We start from the raw sequence: 15,811 nt of genomic DNA on the forward strand, positions 1-15,811 counted from the left end.
CCGTTAAAACACCCTCCCCACTGCTTCAATCGTTTTATCCAAATCGGCATAGCTGAGGGCATCGTTTAAAAAGTAGCTCTCAAAAGCAGAGGGCGGTAAGTACACCCCGTTCTCCAACATGCCGTGGAAGTATTTCTTAAACATATCATTATTGCCCTTCGCGGAGCTGACAAAATCCACCACAGGCTCGTCCGTAAAGTGTACGGAAATCATACTGCCATAGCGGTTAATTTGGTGCGTTACACCTTTTTCTGTCAGGGTCTCGGCAATGCCCTTGTGCAAATATTCCGTTTTTTCGGCAAGGCTGTCAAAAATTTCAGGTTGGTTGTTCAGCGCGGTAAGCATGGCCAGTCCGGCACTCATCGCCAACGGGTTGCCGCTCAAGGTTCCCGCCTGGTACACCGGTCCTTCGGGCGCCAAATGCGCCATGATCTCGGTACGGGCCGCAAACGCCCCTACGGGCAGTCCGCCCCCGATCACTTTCCCGAACATTACAATGTCGGCATCAATGCCCAAGGCTTCCTGAGCGCCCCCTTTCCCAAGACGAAAGCCGGTCATTACCTCATCAAACAACAACAAAATACCTTCTTGGGTGCAGAGTTTGCGTAGGCCTTGTATAAATTCTTGTTTAGGGATAATACAGCCCATATTCCCTGCTACGGGTTCCAAAATAATGGCTGCAATTTCGCCCTTATTCGCTTCCACCAAAGCTTTTACGCCCTCCAAATCGTTGTAATCCGCCAATAGGGTATCCTTGGCCGTGCCCTGCGTAACCCCGGGACTGTTGGGACTACCAAAAGTTACGGCCCCACTCCCGGCCTGTATCAAAAAGGAATCCGAATGGCCGTGATAGCAGCCCGCAAATTTGATGATCTTGTCCTTGCCCGTGTACCCGCGCGCGAGGCGCACCGCACTCATACAAGCTTCGGTGCCACTGTTTACAAAACGTATTTTATCGATATTGGGCACCATGGATACCGCCAGTTTGGCAAGTTCGGTCTCGATTTCGGTGGGCGTTCCAAAGGAAGTGCCTTTTTTAGCCTTTTCGATAACAGCATTGATCACTGGTTCGTAAGCATGACCCAAAATAAGCGGCCCCCACGAAGCAATGTAATCGATTAGTCGGTTGCCATCGGCATCGTACAAATACGCTCCTTTGGCCTCCTTGATAAAAATAGGGTCGCCCCCTACCGCTTTGAATGCTCTTACTGGTGAATTGACCCCTCCGGGGATGTATTTTTTGGCCTCTGCAAACAGGGCACTGCTTCGTTGGTAGATCATAGTATACTTTTATTCATCCCGTCATGCTGAATTTATTTCAGCATCCCATTGTTGTCAGTCAAAAAAACAATGAGAACCTGAAACAAGTTCAGGTTGACACAGGTGCTGCAAAGGTAATGAGGATCGTTCGTTCTTGGAAACGGAATTCATAAGGATATGAGAGATGCTTCGTTCTGCCCTGAATGATATTAAAAACTACTGCGCCCTTCGAATATTGAGTATTTGACCTATGGAAATAATATTGCCGTTCAGGTTATTGAGACGGCGCAGTTCCTCGACCGAAATATCGTATCGTTTGGAAATTCCGTAAAGTGTATCCCCTTTCTTCACTTCGTGGGTAAACACTTCATATTGTTTGGTATCCCTAACCGTGGACAAGCCATTTTCAACGACCTCTTCATCGTACTTATGCAAATCGTACCTTTCTATAAGTGCAATCAACTTTTGGGGATACTTGCGGTCGGTGGCATATCCGGCCTGCCGCAAACCATGAGCCCATTTTTTATAATCGTCCCGTTTATAATTGAACAAAAACGCATAGCGTGAACGTGTGGACAGGAAAATACTATGATCGCGGAAGGAGTACATGGGATGGTTGTATTTTCTAAAACACTCGCCCTTGGCATCATCGTCGTGAAAATCGAACTCGCCCTGCCAGCCGGCATGGCACTTTATCCCAAAATGATTATTGGTTTTTAGGGTGAGCTCCCCACGACCGGAGCCACTCTCCAAAATACCCTGTGCCAAGGTAATACTGGCGGGTATACCATACGCACGCATTTCGTACTGGGCAATCTCGGCAAAAGTCTCAATATAATCCTGGGTATCCGAAATGGGAAAACGCGCAAAACGCCCGGTATCTTCCGGCATGGGATATAGCCCGGTTTCATCCGTGTTCTCCTTTGGAGAACTCGTGGGAGTTCTGTCGGAATTACTAATGGTCGGAGCCCCCTTACGGTGGGTACTACGTTTCTTTTTTGCACCACAGCTAGAAAGCAAAAGCGCCACTATCAATACATAACCTATTCGCCTGATCATACGTCCAATAACGGTAAATTCTTCTTTTTCAATACAAGGTTCATGCCTTTTATGCCCTGCAGCCCCCCTGTATGGATTGCCAAGATTTGGGTTCCTGGTGTAAAAAAATCCTGTTTTATAAGGTCAAAAATACCAAAAAGCATCTTACCTGTGTATATGGGATCCAATGGGATGCCTGTTTTTTGTTTAAAAAGATTGATGAACTCGATCAGTTCGGCATTTAATTTGGCGTACCCTCCAAAATGATAATCCATAATGAGGCGCCATTGACCGTTATGTGAATATTTTTGAATTTCGTGGGTTAAAAAATCACCCTTCAAGGCCGGGAATCCCAACACGGTCTGATGCGCTCTAGATGCATTGATAAGCCCTGCCATGGTACCGCCTGTACCCACCGCACTACAGATGTAATCGAATTGAGCATCGGATTCCGTTAAAATTTCGGCACAGCCTTTTACTGCCAAAGTGTTGGTTCCACCTTCGGGCAACAGGTAAAAATCACCGTGCCGCGCTTTCAGATTTTGAAGAAATGACGGCTCATTTTTGAGCCTGTATTCACTTCGGGACACAAAATGGAACTGCATACCTTGTTCATGCGCAAGTTTTAAAGTCGGATTGCTCTGCCATTTGTCCGCCAGTTCTTCGCCACGTATCACCCCTATTGTTAGTATGCCTTGTTCAAACCCTGCAAAGGCAGTGGCGGCTATATGGTTGGAAAAGGCCCCACCAAAGGTGAGCAAGGTACTTTTGCCCTGGTTTTTGGCCTCGATCAAGTTATATTTAAGTTTACGGTACTTGTTCCCAGATATAAAGGGATGGATAGTATCCTCTCTTTTCAGGCAAAGGCGAATACCCTTTTCTTTCAAAAGGGGCAAATCAATATACTGATCGGGTATGTTCAATCTAAAAAATTAACGGGTCAGGTACTGCAAAAACCCAAAGGTTTTCCGCTTGGAAAGATACTGCATATCCTTTTCATTGGTATAGGCTTCCCGTTCAAAACTTATATTCTGGTAGGCACGGTAACTGTCCAAATACAATACCGTACGCAACAACCATTCGGAAACATAAAGAATATAAAAAGGTAATATGAGCAGTTCCCTTTGTTGTTTTAAATGGATGCGCTCGTGGTTGATGAGCACCTCATCCGCTTTTAAGGAATCTTCCTTTAGAATAATGAATGGCCAAAGCGAAAGGCCAACATAATTTTTATAAAAGAAATGTTTAAAAACGAGTATCAAATGGTTACTGTCAATTGGTTACCAACAAATATAACTGCAAAAAGCGCTCAAAATTGGACAGTTACGATAATTCCATCAACAATTTCGGTGAACAACATTGTTTTCAAAATCCTAAATCCTTGGCAGTTTTGACACGAAAGCCTTATTTTTAGGTAGTAAAAGCAGGGCTACGGATGAAAGAACGCATTCCACTGGAAGAAGGGGATTATTATTTATCGGAACATGGATATCGGGTTTTTACCGAGCAATATCACCTAAAACGTGGATACTGTTGCGAAAGTGGTTGCCGACACTGCCCGTTTGGCTACGACCCTAAAATCAACGCTCAATAATTTAATTTTCGGCATAATATTTGTGGTCTTTTTAGGGATATCTCAAACAATTAAAAAAAGTACTATGAAAAGTTTAACACGTTTGGCACTTGCCGTCTTCTGCATCGGGTTTTTAGCTTCTTGTTCCTCTGTTCGGGTCGTTTCCGATTATGATCAGAAAGCTGACTTCAACAATTACAAGAGTTACGCCTTTTATAAAACCGGAATAGATAAAGCCCAAATTTCCGATTTGGACAAAAAAAGAATCCTGCGCGCCATTGAGGCCGAAATGGGGTCAAGAGGTTTTGTTAAATCGGATAAGCCCGATATGCTGATCAGTATATTCACCAAAGAACGCGAACGTGTAGATGTGTACAACAACAACTTTGGCTGGGGCTGGGGTTGGGGCTGGGGTCCTGCATGGGCCTGGGGCCCGGGTTGGGGCTGGGGAGGCAACAATGTAAGCACAAGCACCGAGGGCTCTCTATATATTGATGTGATCGATGCCAATAAAAAAGAACTGGTATGGCAAGGTCGTGGAATAGGCACCTTGAACAATACCAACAATATTGAAAAGAAAGAACAACGTATCCGTGAATTTGTTTCCCAAATTCTCGAGAAATACCCCCCACAAATGGCCGTGGCCACCAACTAAAATTTAGACCGCCCTTTAGGGCGGTTTTTTATTGCGCTTAACGATTCTTAAGAAAATATCCTATATCGATTTCGTATATTTAGGTCGCATAAAAATTGACCTATGAACTACGAATCCAATCCAATTCTGGACAAACTCCCAAAACACCTGAAACAATTCATAAAGCCCCAAAATTATGAAGAGTACACGGCTATAGATCAGGCTGTTTGGCGTTATGTTATGCGCAAGAATGTAGATTATTTGAGCAAAGTGGCCCATAAATCTTATGTAGATGGCCTAAAAAAGACCGGAATTTCCATTGACCACATTCCCAATATGTATGGCATGAACCGAATCTTGAAAGAAATTGGTTGGGCAGCCGTTGCTGTGGACGGATTTATCCCGCCTTCGGCCTTTATGGAGTTCCAGGCTTATAACGTACTCGTAATCGCATCGGACATTCGACAACTTGAAAACATCGAATACACCCCTGCCCCGGATATTATCCACGAAGGTGCCGGACATGCCCCTATTATCGCCAATCCAGAATATGCGGAATACTTGCGTAGATTCGGGGAAATTGGCTGCAAGGCGATTTCCAGTGCCAAAGACTACGAACTCTATAATGCGGTTCGCCATCTTTCGATAATAAAAGAGGCACATGGAACTCCTCAAAGTGAGATAGAAGAAGCGGAAGAACACATTGAACATCTACAAAAAAACATGGGCGAGCCCAGTGAAATGGCGCTTATTCGAAACCTGCACTGGTGGACAGTGGAATATGGCCTCATCGGAACTGTGGACAACCCAAAAATTTATGGAGCGGGACTACTTTCCTCTATTGGCGAAAGTGCTTGGTGCATGACGGACAAGGTGAAAAAAATTCCCTACTCCATCGAAGCGGCACATACCGAATTCGACATTACCAAACCTCAACCCCAGCTTTTTGTAACCCCCGATTTTGCCTTTTTGAGCCAGGTACTGGAAGACTTTGCCAACACTATGGCCGTGCGGACGGGAGGTCTGGCAGGGATTAAAAAATTGATAGCCTCCAAAGCACTCGGCACTATTGAACTGAGCACTGGTCTGCAAATCTCGGGAGAGTTCAGCAATGTGATCGAAAATAACGCGAAACCGATTTACATACAGACCAACAGCGGAACTGCACTGGCCTATCGAGAAAAAGAACTTGTTGGGCACAGTATAGCCCACCATGCCGAAGGTTTTGGTTCACCGATCGGTAAATTGAAAGGCATCAATATCGCGATCGAAGATATGGGGCCAAGAGACCTTAAGGCCTACAAAATATATGAAGGTGAACAGATAACCCTCGAATTTGAAGGTGGAATTAAAGTAACGGGGACCATTATTACCGGAACCCGTAATCTAATGGGCAAAATCATATTGATAACATTTGAAAACTGTACGGTTACGCATGGCGACAATGTGTTGTTCCAACCCGACTGGGGTTTGTACCACATGGCTGTTGGCCAAAATATTGTTTCGGCCTACAACGGCCCTGCCGACCTGAACAGCTTTAATTTAATGAGCCATCAAATCACAGAAAGTACCATCAAACCCAAGAAAAGCGAAAAAAGATTACAACTGGAGTTATTTTATAAACAAGTGAGGGAGTTTAGGGAAGGAACAAATACAACAATTTCCCGAAACAAGGTATTAAAAGCCCTAAAAAAGGACTATCCAAAGGACTGGTTACTGCCCGTAGAATTGTATGAACTTGCCAAGCAGGACAATAATCGGGCTTTTCAGAAAGAGATTATGGAACACTTGGAGCACATTAAGCAGGATAATCCAAAAGTGGGCCATTTGATCGATGACGGCCTTCAGCTTTTGGATACTGTTTTGGTAAGCTAAAATCCAAGCTTTTCGATATTTTCTGCAGCGGGCTTCAATTGGGGTACCGCTGCTTTTGTTACCGGGTAATACGATATATTGAACTCCTCACCGTTTCTTCGGAGGCCCAGCTCAACTTTATGATCAATATTGCCTTGCCATATGCTTCGGGAAAATACCTCATCACCTTCTCGGACACCTGCTTCCCAAGCCTTGCTTCCTTCTGTTACGCTTGCAATTTCCTTTCGGTCATCGGTAAATTTAAATCCCAACTCGTAAATATCACTTTCCGCACTGTATTCCAATGCCAGTGCATCAAACAGTGCTACCAAATCCACTTTTTGCCCTTCTTCAATATACTTTTGGAAAACCGATTCAAAATCACCATCCCAAAACCCATCCATCACTTGAATGAAATAATCATGGGTCAGTTTTTGGTCCTTAGTGGTGGCATCGGCATAGATCTGATGCATTACATGGTCCAAACTTTGGCTGCCATCACCTATTTGTTGAATTTTCTGATCAAGGTAAAAGGCAAAAATCGCCCCTCGCCAATACGGCAGTTTGGAATACTCATAATCGGACCAAAAGTTATCGTAGTTGATTTCAGCATTGGGTACCTCGCTTATCGATGATGCGTATAGATCTCTAATAGTACGGTTGATTTCTTGAACAAAAAAAGCACCGTCCAGACCATTGATCTTGTTTTTCGCAATATTCTTATAAGTATAATATTCGGTAAACCCCTCACTGAACCAATATTGTTCTTCCTCGTTATCGTTGGTTATGGTATGCCCGATCCAATTGTGCATTAACTCGTGGTTGAAGAGATACACCATTTGACCAATATCGGTCTGATCGTTGTTGGAAACCGATGTTGCAAAGGAATTGGTTAGACCAGTACCTTGAAAACTACTGCCGTTTTCCTGCGGAAAGGGTTGCAGGGTAACTGTAAAATAGTCTTGGGAATGATCGTTCCAAAAGTTTCGCTGACAGGTCAAGGTCTTTTCCAAAACCAGAAAAACGTCTTCATCCGCAAAAGGAATCCAATCGCCTCGGGTGGCCAAGCTGACCTTGTTCCCTTTTATTTGTCCCTCATAAATTCTAAAATCACCTCCAACAAAAATGGCGCTATTGAACAAATCCATATCCTGGTTTTGTAATAGTTGCATTTTCTTATTACTCCCAAAACTGTTGTGAACAACATAATCTTTCCCAAAAGATGTCCAATCCAAGACAATATCCATGCTATGCTTTGCATTTTCCGGCACCATGAACAAATTATGGGAAAACACATGGAAATAATCTGAATTGATAATAGGTCGGTATATTTCCCGAGTTGAAATTTCTCCTTCAAAATCCTGTTTAAGAAAATATTCAAACTCCAATTTTTTCACCCCTTTTGGATGCATTAATACAATCCGACCACTATCCACATCTTTTTCCACCACGCCTTCTACATTTAAAAGTTCCATACGGCCAAGTGTTTTAAACAGGTCTTCTTCGCCCCATGCTTCGTTGGGAAAAGAAAGCAATGTAGTGCCGTCCGAACTGGCCTCTAAGGTCATTTTTATTTTAAGTTGCGGAATACTATCTACCAACACAGCAGAAATTTCGTAGCTGATATCGGATTCTGGTTTTTGCTGACAGGAAACAAAAATTATGGCTAAAAGGGCGGTTAGCAGTACTCTTTTAAACATGGTTTTGATTGATTAATGTATCTATAAAGACGCAAAAATGGTCGAAATGTGACACCTCAATCCAAAATATTTTTCAATTGTACGGTATTTTCCACTGGGGTATTTTTATATACCAACGTCCATCCCATGGAATCGGTCAGCACCAAAATGCGTGAAAGTTCGCTCAACAATCGGTTCTCTGCGTTCGATCGTAAGGATGAGGCTTCTATTTTCTTCATCAAGGACTGTTTCACATTTTGTTTAATGGCGTTATAATCCCCTGCATTAAATGGATTCAAGTAATCTGCGGTAACATCGTAATATTCAAAATCAGGATTAATGGCAATTTCCGGCTCCGGAATGTACCTTAGGGTCAATACTTTATTTTCCCGATCAACATCGTAATCGATCTTGGACATATCGTATGCCACGGACACATCGGCATTGACCACCACCAAAGCTTTTTTATTTGCCGTTATCAATGGACCGAACAGTTCTTTGGAGTCTTTGTAATTGTACACTTCGGCAAAATGACCTTCGGTGACCACCAATTTGGACACATTGCGCAGTTCTTGCTGGATCAGCATGGAGTTTTCTTCCAGTATGGTCTTTTGGGAACGATCTTCCGTACACGATTTATAAATTAACACGGAGGCCAACGCAATCAACGCCCCTACTAGGATTTTCTTCATTTAACTGAATATCATGAAAGGATACCTTTCTTGAAGATACGTAATTTTTGTTCGGAGCGATGTTTTAAACTTTTGATGGGCTTCAGAATCCGGGTTGAACGGTCGATGCAGCAACCCTTTTTGTACAGAATCTACCTTATCCATCACGGCATATGAATTTGAAGTAATCCAGACCGATTTAAACTTTTCCCAAATGTAATCCACTGCTAACTGATTGGGATGCACCATATCCGTTCCATAAAATCGATAATCACGAAGCTCGTCCATCATAATTTCATAAGACGGAAAGTACCCAAGGCCTCTAGACTGCGTTCGAGATGACAATAACGAATGGACTGCGGCTATCAGATGCGCCTTGCTTCGCTGGTTTTCCACAAAACCATCTTTTAAATGGCGGACAGGAGAAACCGTGAAAATAATTTGTGCCTTAGGATTTACCTTTGTTATATTGTCTACAATCGAATCCAGGCAAGATTCAATTGCCTCGATACTCAACAATTTTTTTGCAAACTGTTTTTGGGGCACTTTATGGCAATTGGCCACTATTTTGTTGGAATCCAAATATTCATAGACCCAAGCTGTTCCCATAGTAATGATGATATGGGATGACAGCCCCAACCAAGTCTCGGTTTCCTTTAACCTTTGGTTCAGTATTTGTAACAACGCTTCGGGATTATCGGAACGTAAATCGGAATGCGCGTCGAAACAACGCCAAATCCCATCCTGCTCAAATATCTCTTCTAGCTTATAATCCCTTCCGTTTAGGGCTCTTTCAATTAAATTCTCAATGGCCAAAGGATGGAACAATATCCCAAAAGGATTCTGAAGTTGTTGAAACTGGAAATAGTCCAACTTAGCACCCATATTCTCAACAAAACAAGAACCTAAAAGCACCAATTTATTTTGATAATCTATTGGATTATCACTAGGACTTAAAGGTATTTTGGTTTGTAGTTCCATCGAATTATAAATGTTAGTTCGAGAGCAGTCGAGAACATCATGGCAACACATCACACCTATGCACGATGCAACAAAGGAATTCTCAGGAAACTACTTTAGGTATTCCTTTACCTTGTTGAGTGCTTCGGGAATCCCTGCCGGGTTTTTACCCCCCGCAGTGGCAAAAAACGGCTGACCACCTCCGCCGCCTTGGATGTATTTGCCCAATTCACGGACAATGGCTCCGGCATTCAAATCTTTATTTTTCACCAAATCTTTGGAAATGTAGCAAGACAATATGGCTTTTCCGTCTTTTTCCGAAGCAAGGAACAGGAATAAATCATCTACCTGTCCACCCATTTCAAAAGCAAGGTCCTTGATACCACCTGCATCCAAATCCACTTTTTTGGATAGGAATTTAATACCATTGATATCTTCCAATTCGGAAATCAATTCGTTTTTGAGTCCTTTGGCCTTGTCCTTCAATAATTGCTCCACTTGTTTTTTAAGGGCTGCATTCTCTTCTTGCAAACTTGCCACGGATTTTACCGGATCCTGGGTGTTTTTCAGCAAATCCTTGATCTCGAACAACATGCGGTTGTTGTTAAAATAAAATTCCTTTACCGCATCAGAAGTAATAGCTTCGATTCTACGTATTCCTGCCGCCACAGCTCCTTCGGACACAATTTTAAAATGCCATATATCCGCTGTATTGTTTACGTGAGTGCCGCCGCAAAGTTCAATGGATTGACCAAAACGGACGGTGCGGACCGTATCGCCATATTTTTCACCAAAAAGTGCCATGGCCCCTTGTTCCATAGCCTCTTTCATGGGAACATTTCTGTTTTCTTCCAAAGGAAGGTGCCCATCTATTCGAGCATTTACAAAGTTTTCCACTTCCCTAAGCTCTTCCGTCGTCAATTTTGAAAAATGGGAGAAATCGAATCGTAAATATTTGGAATGGACAGCGGACCCTTTCTGTTCCACATGGCTTCCCAATACCTCGCGCAATGCTTGATGCAGCAAGTGCGTTGCGGTATGGTTAGAAGCTGTTCTCCAACGCTGTTTCTGGTCCACCACAGCTTTGAAGGTTCCCGAGACTTCCTTGGGCAGCGACTTGGCAAAATGAACAATTTCGTTGTTCTCCCTTTTGGTGTCCACAATGTAAGTAACATCGCCATTAGAGGCTTCCAAGTAACCCTTATCCCCTACCTGACCACCACCTTCGGCATAAAACGGGGTAAGATTAAACACCATCTGATATTGATCTCCTTCTTTTTTACTGGTGACCTTCCTATACTTAACCAATTTTACGGTAGCTTCCAAGCTATCATACCCGATAAATTCCTGCTCGGCATCTGTCAATAGAACATTCCAATCGTCCTTGGTAACTTCGGAAGCTGCCCTTGATCGATCCTTTTGGGCCTTTAGGGCCTTTTCGAATCCTTCCACATCCAATTGATAGCCTTTCTCTTCCAAAATAAGGGCGGTCAAATCTATTGGGAAACCAAAAGTATCGTAAAGCTCAAAGGCCTTATCGCCAGCAATAGTTTTGTTTTTTGATGATTTTATCACGGAATCCAACAATACCAAGCCTTGCTCCAAAGTGCTCAAAAAAGAGCTCTCCTCTTCTTTTATTACGTTCTCTATCAATTGATATTGCTCCTTTAACTCTGGGAAAGCCTTTCCCATTTGCTCGCTCAATACCTTTACCAAACGGTATATAAAAGGTTTATTGGTATCCAAAAAAGTGAATCCATAGCGTATGGCGCGGCGTAGAATCCTTCGGATTACATAACCGGCGCCGGTGTTGCTGGGCAATTGTCCATCGGCAATGGAAAAAGCAACTGCCCTAACATGGTCGCAGATTACCCGGATGGCAATATCCGTCTGCTCGTCCTTACCGTATTTTTTTCCTGTGATGATTTCCACCTCTCGTATAAGCGGGGTAAAAACATCGGTATCGTAGTTGGATTGTTTTCCTTGGAGCACCATACAAAGGCGCTCAAAGCCCATTCCTGTATCAATATGGTTTTCTGGAAGTGGTTCCAAGCTTCCATTGGCCTTACGGTTGAACTGCATAAATACCAAGTTCCAGATTTCCACAACTTGTGGGTGATCTTGGTTTACCAATGAAGCGCCATCGACTTTATCCCTGTCCTTTTTGGATCGGATATCCACGTGGATTTCGGAACAGGGTCCACATGGCCCCTGATCGCCCATTTCCCAAAAGTTGTCCTTTTTGTTCCCCTTTATAATTCGGTTTTCGGGCACTATCGCTTTCCACAGATCATAAGCCTCTTGATCCAAGGACAAACCATCATCCTCACTACCTTCAAAAATAGAAACGTACAAGCGATCCTTATCAATTTTATATACCTCTGTGAGCAGTTCCCAAGCCCAGGCAATGGCCTCTTTTTTAAAATAATCCCCTACGCTCCAATTCCCCAACATCTCGAACATGGTGTGGTGGTAGGTATCTTTCCCTACCTCTTCCAAATCGTTGTGCTTTCCGCTCACACGCAAGCATTTTTGAGTATCGGTCAAACGTTTGTGCTTTGGCACGGAGTTGCCCAAAAAGTATTCCTTGAATTGGTTCATTCCCGCGTTGGTGAACATTAAAGTAGGGTCGTCCTTCATTACCATGGGCGCGGATGGAACAATCTTGTGGCTCTTTTCTTTAAAAAAGTTTAAAAACTGTTTTCTAACTTCTTGGGATGTCATTGAATTCCTAGGGTTTTCTTAAATTTAACACTTTAAGCAAAACAATTTTTATATTTGTTTGTTCTGTTTAAAATGAGTGAGCAAAAATAGGATAAAATCCATTCATGTCTAAAGTAAAGTACTATTACGATCCGGACACGCTTTCGTACCGAAAGATAGAGCCCAAAAAATCCAAGCGCTACAGGAATGTTTTCTTGTTTCTGTTGGGTTCTGCCTTGTTCGGTTTTCTTGGTCTCATCATTCTTTTGAATACGCGTTGGGTGAATACCCCAAAGGAACTTTCCTTGGAACGCGAAGTACGCAACTATGAGCTCCAATTTGAGATCCTTGGTCGCAAGATGGACCAAATGGAACAGGTCTTGGCCAATATCGAGGATAGGGACAACAATATTTACCGATTATATTTTGAAGCCAATCCCATACCCGAAGAACAGCGTAGGGCCGGTTTTGGTGGAATCAATCGATATAAGGACCTTGAAGGTTTCAATAATTCAGAGATCATCATCGATGCCACAAAACGATTGGACATTATTCAAAAGGAAATGGTTATCCAATCCAAATCTTTGGATGAAATTGCCAAGTTAGCGGAAGAAAAAGAAAAACTTTTGGCCTCTATTCCGGCAATTCAACCTGTGAGCAACGAAGACCTTACCCGAATGGCCTCTGGGTTCGGTTGGCGTTCCGACCCATTTACCAAAGCTAGAAAAATGCATTGGGGCATGGATTTTACGGCACCACGGGGCACACCGATCTATGCGACCGGAGATGGCAAAGTGGTTCGGGCGGATAATAGGTCTTCCGGTTATGGAAAACACGTAAGAATAGACCATGGGTATGGTTACATTTCCTTGTACGGGCACATGAGCAAGTACAATGTTACCGTAGGCCAAAAAGTAAAAAGAGGCGACCTCATTGGCTTTGTAGGCAGTACGGGACGTTCCCAAGCACCCCACGTCCACTACGAAGTGTTCAAGGACGGAGAACGCATTAACCCGATCAACTTCTACTACGGAAGTTTATCTGCTGAAGAATTTGAGAACATGCTCAGGTTGGCGAACCAAGAGAACCAATCACTGGATTAATGCACATAGACCTGCCAGAAAAACGATACTATGGCATTGGCGAAGTAGCCAAGGCCTTTGGGGTGAACACATCCCTGATTCGTTTTTGGGAGAAAGAATTCGATGTACTTCAGCCCAAAAAGAATGCCAAGGGCAATCGAAAATTCACGCCGCAGGATATTCAGAACCTTCAATTGATCTATCATTTGGTCAAAGAACGCGGGTTTACCCTCGAAGGAGCCAAAATCCATCTGAAAGAAGAAAAGCAAAAAGTACTGTCCAACTTCGAGGTAATTCAAAAATTACAAAAAGTAAGGGCCGAACTACTCAAGATAAAAGATCAACTTTAAACACTAATTCCATAGCAAAATGAAAAAATGGTTAATCCCCTTGATTATTGTCTTAGTCATTGTCTTTGGACTATACCAATGGGCAGTAAGTTTCAACAACACGGCCGTACAATACGAAGCAGATGCAAAAACAGCTTGGGCCAATGTGGAGAGCTCCTACCAACGTAGAAACGATTTGATCGGGAATTTGGTAAAGACCGTTCAGGGTGCCGCCGATTTTGAAAGAGGCACTTTGACCGATGTAATCGAAGCACGAGCCAAAGCAACATCCACCAACATAGATGCCAACAATATTACACCGGAACAGTTAGCGGAATTCCAACAAGCCCAAACAGGGCTTTCCTCTGCACTATCGAGATTGCTCGTTACCGTGGAGCGTTACCCCGAATTAAAGGCCAATCAGAACTTTTTGGAGCTTCAATCGCAACTGGAAGGCACCGAAAACCGAATCAATGTTGCCCGGGATAGATTTAACGAGAAGGTGAACATTTATGATGTCCATATCTCAAAATTCCCCGGCAAATTACTTGCCGGTTGGTTTGGCTTTGAGGAAATGCCGAGATATTCCGCAGATCCAGGTTCAGAAAATGCTCCGGATGTAAACTTCGAATTCAATTAAACCATGTCGCAGGTAGAAGAGTTTTTGACCGCAGAGGAAGAACGTGAAATTATAAATGCCATTGTCGAGGCAGAAAAGAACACTTCGGGAGAAATACGGGTACATATTGAAGCATCCACCAAAATAGATCACTTTAGCAGGGCGCAGCAACTATTCCATTTCCTAAAAATGGACAACACCAAAGAAGGCAATGGGGTTCTGCTTTACGTTGCAGTGGACGACAAAAAATTTGTTATTTACGGTGGAGAAGGTATTGACCGGGCAGTTCCAAAAGGTTTTTGGGAGACCACCAAGGATATTATTGCCTCCCAGTTTAAGAACGGAAATTTTAAACAAGGTATCGTCGAAGGTGTTCTTATGGCTGGCAAGGAACTCGAAGCCCATTTTCCATGGAAACAAAATGATGAGAACGAACTGAACAATGCGATATCCAAAGGCTAGTTTTTTCCTCTTTTTTTTATCTATCTCCCTTGCTTGGGGGCAATTCAACATACCCGAAAAACCACAAAAAGAAACCAGTGTTTACGACTATGTGAATTTATTGTCCGATTCGCAAAGCAATGCTTTGGAACAAAAACTGATTCGATATTCCGATAGTACCTCTACCCAGATTGTTGTTGCCATTATAAGTTCCACAGAAGGTGAGAACATTAATTATTTAGGAGCACAATGGGGACAAAAATGGGGTATTGGACAGGCCGATAAGGATAATGGCGTATTGGTGTTACTTGCGAGAAACGATCGTAGGATTGCCATTAATACAGGTTATGGCGTGGAGGGAAGTTTAACCGATCTCATGTCGAAACGCATCATAGAATCCGTAATTATCCCTGAATTTAAAAAAGGTGATTATTATGGTGGACTGGACAAAGGCTTCGATGCCATTTTTAAAGTGCTCACCGGAGAATTTTCCGAGGACAGAACTTTTGGCAATAGAAGACCGTTTCCTTTTGAAATCCTGTTTCCCTTTATCATTTTTATAGTGATCCTTATTATTTTATGGAGTCGTAAAAACAAAGGGGGAGGCAACGGTAGAGGCGGCCGACGCGGCAGCGGGCTCGATATTTGGGACATGATCATTCTCAGTAATATGGGTCGTAGCTCCGGTTCTTCCGGTAGTTTTGGAAGTGGAGGTTTCGGTGGCAGTGGTGGATTTAGCGGAGGTTTCGGCGGTGGCGGCTTTGGCGGAGGCGGTGCCTCTGGGGGGTGGTAGGTTTATGAGTAAACCTAAAAGCAAAAAGACCCCGTACTTTTTCTCCAAAATTTGCAATGGACATTGTGTTTATCCATTCATAAACCCAAACTGCCCATACATCAATTTCTATCTCACCCATGGGCAATTTTAATTATCTTGCCGTTAGATATTTTTCATCACTAAACACTATTCA

General features: G+C 43.2%; 16 protein-coding genes. 8 read left to right on the plus strand and 8 right to left on the minus strand.

The window, feature by feature from the left end:
* Positions 1–3: 3 nt before the first annotated feature.
* From hemL to ABTP35_RS04035, 4 genes are all read right to left on the minus strand, one after another.
* Positions 4–1,281 (minus strand): glutamate-1-semialdehyde 2,1-aminomutase, encoded by a 1,278-nt coding sequence (hemL, locus tag ABTP35_RS04020; RefSeq protein ID WP_293293708.1) that lies wholly within the window; start codon positions 1,279–1,281, stop codon positions 4–6.
* Between the two features lie 195 nt (positions 1,282–1,476).
* The gene (locus tag ABTP35_RS04025; RefSeq protein WP_293293706.1) at positions 1,477–2,319 is read right to left on the minus strand and encodes a glucosaminidase domain-containing protein; all 843 of its coding nucleotides are present in this window, start codon (positions 2,317–2,319) and stop codon (positions 1,477–1,479) included.
* Positions 2,316–3,221, minus strand: a complete 906-nt coding sequence (locus ABTP35_RS04030; RefSeq protein WP_293293704.1) for a pyridoxal-phosphate dependent enzyme — start codon at positions 3,219–3,221, stop codon at positions 2,316–2,318. The genes ABTP35_RS04025 and ABTP35_RS04030 overlap by 4 nt, the downstream gene beginning before the upstream one ends.
* Positions 3,222–3,230: 9 nt before the next feature.
* Positions 3,231–3,560 carry a hypothetical protein gene (locus ABTP35_RS04035; protein ID WP_224836420.1) on the minus strand — a complete coding sequence of 110 codons (330 nt, stop codon included), beginning with the start codon at positions 3,558–3,560 and terminating at the stop codon, positions 3,231–3,233.
* A 173-nt stretch (positions 3,561–3,733) separates the two neighbouring features.
* Here ABTP35_RS04035 and ABTP35_RS04040 point away from each other — a divergent pair, with 173 nt between their 5' ends.
* From ABTP35_RS04040 to ABTP35_RS04050, 3 genes are all read left to right on the plus strand, one after another.
* Positions 3,734–3,892, plus strand: a complete 159-nt coding sequence (locus tag ABTP35_RS04040) for a DUF5522 domain-containing protein (RefSeq protein WP_224836419.1) — start codon at positions 3,734–3,736, stop codon at positions 3,890–3,892.
* Positions 3,893–3,956: 64 nt separating this feature from the next.
* Positions 3,957–4,526, plus strand: coding sequence for a DUF4136 domain-containing protein (locus ABTP35_RS04045; RefSeq protein WP_224836418.1), 570 nt, complete (start codon positions 3,957–3,959; stop codon positions 4,524–4,526).
* Between the two features lie 102 nt (positions 4,527–4,628).
* On the plus strand, positions 4,629–6,380 hold the full coding sequence (locus ABTP35_RS04050) for an aromatic amino acid hydroxylase (protein ID WP_293293701.1): 1,752 nt from the start codon (positions 4,629–4,631) through the stop codon (positions 6,378–6,380).
* Here the strand turns inward: ABTP35_RS04050 and ABTP35_RS04055 are convergent.
* The 4 genes from ABTP35_RS04055 to alaS all read right to left on the minus strand — a co-directional run bounded on the left by ABTP35_RS04055 (position 6,377) and on the right by alaS (position 12,393).
* On the minus strand, positions 6,377–8,059 hold the full coding sequence (locus ABTP35_RS04055) for a M1 family aminopeptidase (RefSeq protein ID WP_293293699.1): 1,683 nt from the start codon (positions 8,057–8,059) through the stop codon (positions 6,377–6,379). The genes ABTP35_RS04050 and ABTP35_RS04055 overlap by 4 nt on opposite strands.
* 56 nt (positions 8,060–8,115) lie before the next feature.
* The gene (locus tag ABTP35_RS04060) at positions 8,116–8,730 is read right to left on the minus strand and encodes a DUF4230 domain-containing protein (protein WP_293293697.1); all 615 of its coding nucleotides are present in this window, start codon (positions 8,728–8,730) and stop codon (positions 8,116–8,118) included.
* Complete coding sequence (locus ABTP35_RS04065; RefSeq protein WP_293293695.1) at positions 8,731–9,690, minus strand: GSCFA domain-containing protein; 960 nt, start codon at positions 9,688–9,690, stop codon at positions 8,731–8,733.
* A 90-nt stretch (positions 9,691–9,780) separates the two neighbouring features.
* The gene (gene alaS / locus ABTP35_RS04070; protein ID WP_293293693.1) at positions 9,781–12,393 is read right to left on the minus strand and encodes an alanine--tRNA ligase; all 2,613 of its coding nucleotides are present in this window, start codon (positions 12,391–12,393) and stop codon (positions 9,781–9,783) included.
* A 104-nt stretch (positions 12,394–12,497) separates the two neighbouring features.
* Between alaS and ABTP35_RS04075 the strand changes: the two genes are divergently transcribed.
* From ABTP35_RS04075 to ABTP35_RS04095, 5 genes are read left to right on the plus strand one after another with little or no spacing between them, the layout of a single operon-like run.
* Positions 12,498–13,475: a M23 family metallopeptidase gene (locus tag ABTP35_RS04075; RefSeq protein WP_224836411.1), complete on the plus strand. Its 978-nt coding sequence runs from the start codon at positions 12,498–12,500 to the stop codon at positions 13,473–13,475.
* On the plus strand, positions 13,475–13,804 hold the full coding sequence (locus tag ABTP35_RS04080) for a MerR family transcriptional regulator (RefSeq protein WP_224836410.1): 330 nt from the start codon (positions 13,475–13,477) through the stop codon (positions 13,802–13,804). Before ABTP35_RS04075 ends, ABTP35_RS04080 begins: the two co-directional genes overlap by 1 nt.
* Before the next feature lie 19 nt (positions 13,805–13,823).
* Positions 13,824–14,423, plus strand: coding sequence for a LemA family protein (locus tag ABTP35_RS04085; RefSeq protein ID WP_224836409.1), 600 nt, complete (start codon positions 13,824–13,826; stop codon positions 14,421–14,423).
* Between the two features lie 3 nt (positions 14,424–14,426).
* A complete protein-coding gene (locus tag ABTP35_RS04090; RefSeq protein WP_293293687.1) occupies positions 14,427–14,864 on the plus strand; it encodes a TPM domain-containing protein in 438 nt (145 codons plus the stop codon).
* The gene (locus ABTP35_RS04095; protein WP_293293685.1) at positions 14,845–15,636 is read left to right on the plus strand and encodes a TPM domain-containing protein; all 792 of its coding nucleotides are present in this window, start codon (positions 14,845–14,847) and stop codon (positions 15,634–15,636) included. Before ABTP35_RS04090 ends, ABTP35_RS04095 begins: the two co-directional genes overlap by 20 nt.
* Positions 15,637–15,811: the final 175 nt, after the last annotated feature.

Source organism: Flagellimonas alginilytica, from assembly GCF_042134605.1.
Classification (GTDB): domain Bacteria; phylum Bacteroidota; class Bacteroidia; order Flavobacteriales; family Flavobacteriaceae; genus Flagellimonas; species Flagellimonas alginolytica.

Coding starts and splice junctions, on each gene's coding strand:
- ABTP35_RS04075 (WP_224836411.1), top strand. CDS start 12,498: ATGTCTAAAGTAAAGTACTATTACGATCCGGACACGCTTTCGTACCGA.
- ABTP35_RS04095 (WP_293293685.1), top strand. CDS start 14,845: ATGCGATATCCAAAGGCTAGTTTTTTCCTCTTTTTTTTATCTATCTCC.
- ABTP35_RS04045 (WP_224836418.1), top strand. CDS start 3,957: ATGAAAAGTTTAACACGTTTGGCACTTGCCGTCTTCTGCATCGGGTTT.
- ABTP35_RS04090 (WP_293293687.1), top strand. CDS start 14,427: ATGTCGCAGGTAGAAGAGTTTTTGACCGCAGAGGAAGAACGTGAAATT.
- alaS (WP_293293693.1), bottom strand. CDS start 12,393: ATGACATCCCAAGAAGTTAGAAAACAGTTTTTAAACTTTTTTAAAGAA.
- ABTP35_RS04050 (WP_293293701.1), top strand. CDS start 4,629: ATGAACTACGAATCCAATCCAATTCTGGACAAACTCCCAAAACACCTG.
- ABTP35_RS04085 (WP_224836409.1), top strand. CDS start 13,824: ATGAAAAAATGGTTAATCCCCTTGATTATTGTCTTAGTCATTGTCTTT.
- ABTP35_RS04025 (WP_293293706.1), bottom strand. CDS start 2,319: ATGATCAGGCGAATAGGTTATGTATTGATAGTGGCGCTTTTGCTTTCT.
- ABTP35_RS04060 (WP_293293697.1), bottom strand. CDS start 8,730: ATGAAGAAAATCCTAGTAGGGGCGTTGATTGCGTTGGCCTCCGTGTTA.
- ABTP35_RS04080 (WP_224836410.1), top strand. CDS start 13,475: ATGCACATAGACCTGCCAGAAAAACGATACTATGGCATTGGCGAAGTA.
- ABTP35_RS04065 (WP_293293695.1), bottom strand. CDS start 9,690: ATGGAACTACAAACCAAAATACCTTTAAGTCCTAGTGATAATCCAATA.
- ABTP35_RS04040 (WP_224836419.1), top strand. CDS start 3,734: ATGAAAGAACGCATTCCACTGGAAGAAGGGGATTATTATTTATCGGAA.
- hemL (WP_293293708.1), bottom strand. CDS start 1,281: ATGATCTACCAACGAAGCAGTGCCCTGTTTGCAGAGGCCAAAAAATAC.
- ABTP35_RS04055 (WP_293293699.1), bottom strand. CDS start 8,059: ATGTTTAAAAGAGTACTGCTAACCGCCCTTTTAGCCATAATTTTTGTT.